Origin of the sequence: Dietzia sp. UCD-THP (assembly GCF_000349585.1) — a bacterium.
In the GTDB taxonomy this organism is placed as follows: Bacteria; Actinomycetota; Actinomycetes; order Mycobacteriales; family Mycobacteriaceae; genus Dietzia; species Dietzia natronolimnaea_A.
On sequence record NZ_KB714656.1, the window covers coordinates 37,728 to 42,457 of the forward strand.

General features: G+C 71.0%; 4 protein-coding genes. All 4 read left to right on the forward strand.

Annotated elements, in window-relative coordinates; genetic code table 11:
- Positions 1–102: 102 nt before the first annotated feature.
- The 4 genes from H483_RS34520 to H483_RS34530 all read left to right on the forward strand — a co-directional run bounded on the left by H483_RS34520 (position 103) and on the right by H483_RS34530 (position 4,567).
- Positions 103–1,482 (forward strand): GAF domain-containing protein, encoded by a 1,380-nt coding sequence (locus tag H483_RS34520; protein WP_238556356.1) that lies wholly within the window; start codon positions 103–105, stop codon positions 1,480–1,482.
- Entirely contained in the window at positions 1,473–1,730 is a 258-nt protein-coding gene (locus tag H483_RS40190; protein WP_238556357.1) for a helix-turn-helix domain-containing protein, read from the forward strand. Before H483_RS34520 ends, H483_RS40190 begins: the two co-directional genes overlap by 10 nt.
- 101 nt (positions 1,731–1,831) lie before the next feature.
- Positions 1,832–3,361, forward strand: a complete 1,530-nt coding sequence (locus H483_RS34525; protein WP_017837944.1) for an aldehyde dehydrogenase family protein — start codon at positions 1,832–1,834, stop codon at positions 3,359–3,361.
- Positions 3,362–3,454: 93 nt separating this feature from the next.
- Positions 3,455–4,567: an NDMA-dependent alcohol dehydrogenase gene (locus H483_RS34530; RefSeq protein WP_017837945.1), complete on the forward strand. Its 1,113-nt coding sequence runs from the start codon at positions 3,455–3,457 to the stop codon at positions 4,565–4,567.
- Positions 4,568–4,730: the final 163 nt, after the last annotated feature.

The window sequence follows — 4,730 nt, forward strand, 5'->3', positions numbered from 1 at the left end:
AACCGTGCCGCCGAACCGTGCACCGCCCTGAGCCCCGGATCTGCTCCACGCACCGCGCGCGTATGGTGTGGGTCACACCCCTCGTCCGGCCGGAGGTGCCCCGTGACCCAGACCGTCCACTCCCCCTCCGTCGCGCCCGGCGAGGACCCCGTGGACCTGTCCTGGCGACGCTCCGCCTCGTGCGGACTGACACCGAAGAGCGCCCGCCCCGGCGCCCCCGACCCGCTCGCGTCGCGGTCCCACCGACTCGCCGAGGCCGCGCGCCCGGTGATGGACGACCTCGACGACGTCCTCAAGGACACCGGGGCCATGCTCCTGCTCGCCGACCGCGAGGGCCGGGGCATCCGCTCGGTGCGCGACAGCACGCGCATCGCGCGCATGCTGCTCAAACGAGGGGTGGACGACGGCGCCACCCTGACCGAGGACGCGGTGGGCAACAACGGCATCGGCACGGCGCTCGAGACCCGGGCCGGGGTGTTCATCCACGGCGAGCAGCACTTCGCCGAGTCCCTGCGGGACTTCGCCTGCTATGGACACCCGATCATCGACCCGCTCACCCGCCGCCTGGTCGGGGCGGTGGATCTGACGGGGATGAGTGCCGACGCCTCCCGCATGTTCGACCCGTTCGTGCGGAAGATCGTCGCGGACATCGAGGCCCGCTACGTCGACACCGCCCGCGCGGACGACCGGGAACTCTGGCGCCGCTTCGTCGAGCGCACCCGCTCCTCCGACACGGCCACCTGCGCGTTCGGCGACGAGGTGGTGCTGGCCTCGCACTCGAGCCTGGAGAGACTGGACTCCCGGGACCTCGCCCGGCTCCGGCGGCTGGCGGAGCAGGACGAGATGGGCGACGCCGTGGAACTCTCGGTGGGGACCGTACGGGTGCTGTCCAGCCGGGTCGGCCGACGCGGCCACCTGCTCGACCTGACGTTCCCCGAGCAGCACCCCACGCCCACCCCGGGCACGTCGGCCCCGCCCGCTGTCGCCACGTCCCGATCCCACGCCGTGGTGGGGCCGTCCGGATCGGGCAGGACGACGACGGCGACGACGATCGCCGGCCCCGACGCAGTGCACGTCCGACTCGCCCACGCGGACAGCGCGGACGCGGCGTGGCGCGAGCTGGCGGTCCCCGCCCTACGCGAACTCGGCACCCGGGGCGGATCGCTGGTCCTGGACGACATCGACCTCCTCGGCGACGCCGATCTGCGCCGCCTGGCAGCACGCCTGGGATCCGCTGGTGACGCCCTCGTCGTCGTCACCAGCCGCGAGGACCCCCGCCCGGCGGTGACGGGGTGCTGGACGTGTGCGGGGCGCGGACCATTCTGCGACCGTTGCACGAGCGCGGCGAGGAGGGCGGCGAGATCGTCCGCCGGATGGTCGCGGACCTGGCCGCCGCGCGCGGACTCGGGGCCCCGGCCGTCACTGTCCGCTTCGCGGAGGCCGTCTGTGCGCTGGACCTGCCCAACGGCCTGGTGTCCCTGAGGTCGGTCCTGGCGGACCGCCTCACCCGGACCGCGACCAGGGGGCTGGCCACCCTCGACGTGGACTCGCTGCCCTCCCACGCCCGCTCCACACGGCCGCCGCGGGCCGGTGAACTCGCCCGGGGCGAGTACGACGCGATCGTGGCCGCGTTGGCGGACTGCGACGGTGTGCGCGCCCGCGCGGCCAAGCGCCTGGGCATCAGCCGGACCACCCTCTACGCCCGCATGCGGGAGTTCGGACTGTCCTAGAAGGTGTCCAGAAACTGAACACTCCGAGCCCCGCCCACGACCCCATGATGGGTTGTGACCGGACTCATACCCGAGCCGGTCGGGATCTTTGGAGGACAGACATGACCGGCACACTCTCCCGGGGCAGCGGCATCACCACCCAGGTCGACGAGCGGCTCGGCGCCGAGGCCCGCGACTTCCTCGGCCGCCCGCACCAGCTGTTCATCGACGGGCAGTGGGTCGACGCCGCGGACGGCCGCACCTTCGGGACCTACGACCCCGCCACCGGGGCCGAGATCACCCAAGTCGCGCACGGCGGACCCGAGGACGTGGACCGGGCCGTCGCCGCCGCCCGCCGCGCCTTCGACGACGGCGCCTGGGCCACCATGAAGCCCAACCAGCGGGAGCAGATCCTGTGGCGCATCGGAGACCTGCTGGATGCCAAGGCCGAGATGCTCGGCCAGATCGAGGCCCTCGACAACGGCAAGTCCGCCGCCATCGCCACCGCCGTGGACGTGGCCTGGGCGGCCGACGTGTTCCGCTACTACGCCGGCTGGTCCACCAAGATCGAGGGCTCCACGGTCAACGTGTCGATGCCGTTCGCCGGCGACAAGCAGTTCCACGCCTACACCCAGCGCGTCCCCGTGGGCGTGTGCGGACAGATCATCCCGTGGAACTTCCCCCTGCTCATGGCCGCCTGGAAGCTCGCCCCCGCCCTGGCGACCGGCAACACCCTGGTCCTCAAGCCCGCCGAGCAGACGCCACTTACCGCGCTGCTGCTCGGCGAGATCATCGCCGAGGCCGGGGTACCCGCCGGCGTGGTCAACATCGTCACCGGCTTCGGCGACGCCGGCGCGGCCATCTCCGCCCACGACGGCGTGGACAAGGTGGCCTTCACCGGCTCCACCGAGGTGTGCAAGCTCATCGTCGACGCCGCCAAGGGCAACCTCAAGAAGGTCTCCCTCGAACTGGGCGGCAAGAGCGCCAACATCGTCTTCGCCGACTGCGACTTCGACGCCGCCGTGGCCGGCTCCGTGGCCGCGTGGATGTTCAACCACGGACAGGCCTGCACCGCCGGCACCCGCCTCTACGTCGAGGACTCCATCTACGAGAAGTTCACCCAGGCCGTCGCCGACGCCGCCGCCCAGGCCACCATCGGGCACGGACTGGACCCCGCCACCGAGCTCGGCCCGCTCGTCGACCAGGACCAGTTCGACAAGGTCTCCTACTACCTGCGCGCCGGCATCGAGGACGGCGGGCGGGCCCTGACCGGCGGCGGCCGACACGGCGACACCGGGTACTTCGTCCAACCGACCGTGTTCGTGGACGTCGAGCCCGATCACCGGGTGGTCACGGACGAGATCTTCGGCCCCGTCGTCTCGGCCCTGCGCTTCACCGATGTCGACGACGCGGTCCGTCAGGCCAACGACTCGATCTACGGACTGGCCGCCGGGGTCTGGACCAAGGACATCTCCAAGGCCCACCAGGTCGCCAGCCGCCTCCACGCCGGCTCGGTGTGGGTCAACCAGTACAACGGCTTTGACACCGCCATGCCGTTCGGCGGCTTCAAGCAGTCCGGGTGGGGCCGCGAGCTGGGCCAGGGCGCTCTCGACCTCTACACCCAGACCAGGTCGGTCAACATCCAGCTCTGACCCGGCCGCGTGCCATCCGCGACACGCCCCCCTCCCCCGACACCTCACCCAGTCTCCGCTCTCCGCTCCCCGCTTCCCGAAAGGAACACCGCCGTGAAGACCAAGGCAGCAGTACTGTTCGACCTCCACAAGCCGTTCGAAATCATCGAGCTCGACCTCGACGATCCCGGCCCCGGCGAGGTCCTGATCAAGTACACGGCCGCGGGCCTGTGCCACTCCGACCTACACCTGTCCGACGGCTCCCTCCCGCCGCGCTTCCCGATCGTCGGCGGACACGAGGGTGCCGGCGTCATCGAGGCCGTGGGCGTGGGGGTGACCAAGGTCAAGCCCGGCGACCATGTGGTGTGCTCCTTCATCCCCAACTGCGGCACCTGCCGGTACTGCTCGACCGGGCGCCAGAACCTCTGTGACATGGGTGCGACCATCCTCGACGGCCACATGCCCGACGGCACCTTCCGCTTCCGGGCGGACGGCAAGGAGTTCGGCGCCATGTGCATGCTCGGCACCTTCTCCGAGCGCTCGGTGATCTCGCAGCACTCGGTGGTCAAGGTCGACGACTGGCTGCCGCTCGACAAGGCCGTCCTGGTGGGCTGCGGCGTGCCCTCCGGCTGGGGCACCGCCACCTACGCGGGCAACGTGCGCCAGGGCGACACCGTGGTGATCTACGGGATCGGCGGGCTCGGCATCAACGCCGTCCAGGGCGCCGTGCACTCGGGGGCCCGTCACGTGGTGGTGGTGGACCCCGTCCAGTTCAAGCGCGATGAAGCCCTGAAGTTCGGCGCCACCCACGCGTTCGCCGACGCCGCCGAAGCCCACGCCGAGGTGGAGAAGCTCACCTGGGGCCAGATGGCGGACCAGGCGCTCATCCTGGTGGGCACCGTCGAGGAGAAGGTCGTCTCGAGCGCCTTCGACGTCATCGGCAAGGGCGGCAGGGTGGTGATCACCGGACTGGGCAACATGACGGAGAACACCGTGCAGGTCAACGGCACCATGATGGCCCTCTTCGGAAAGACCATCACGGGCACCCTCTTCGGCTCGGCCAACCCGCAGTACGACATCGTCAAGCTGCTGCGCCTGTACGACGAGGGCAAGCTCAAGCTGGACGAGCTCATCACCACGACCTACTCGCTCGACCAGGTCAACGAGGGCTACCAGGACCTGCAGGACGGGAAGATCATGCGCGGCGTGATCATCCACGACTCCTGACCCGGCGCCGCCCGACCGCCGCGGCCAACGACTGTGCGCGCCGCCCCGATCCCGGGGTGGCGCGCGCAGTCGTTGGCGAAGGAATGGCGGGCAGGCGCTCCCGCAGATGGCGTCTCGCGCGAGCGCCTGCCAGGTCAGCGCACAGCCGCACGCCGGGATGGCG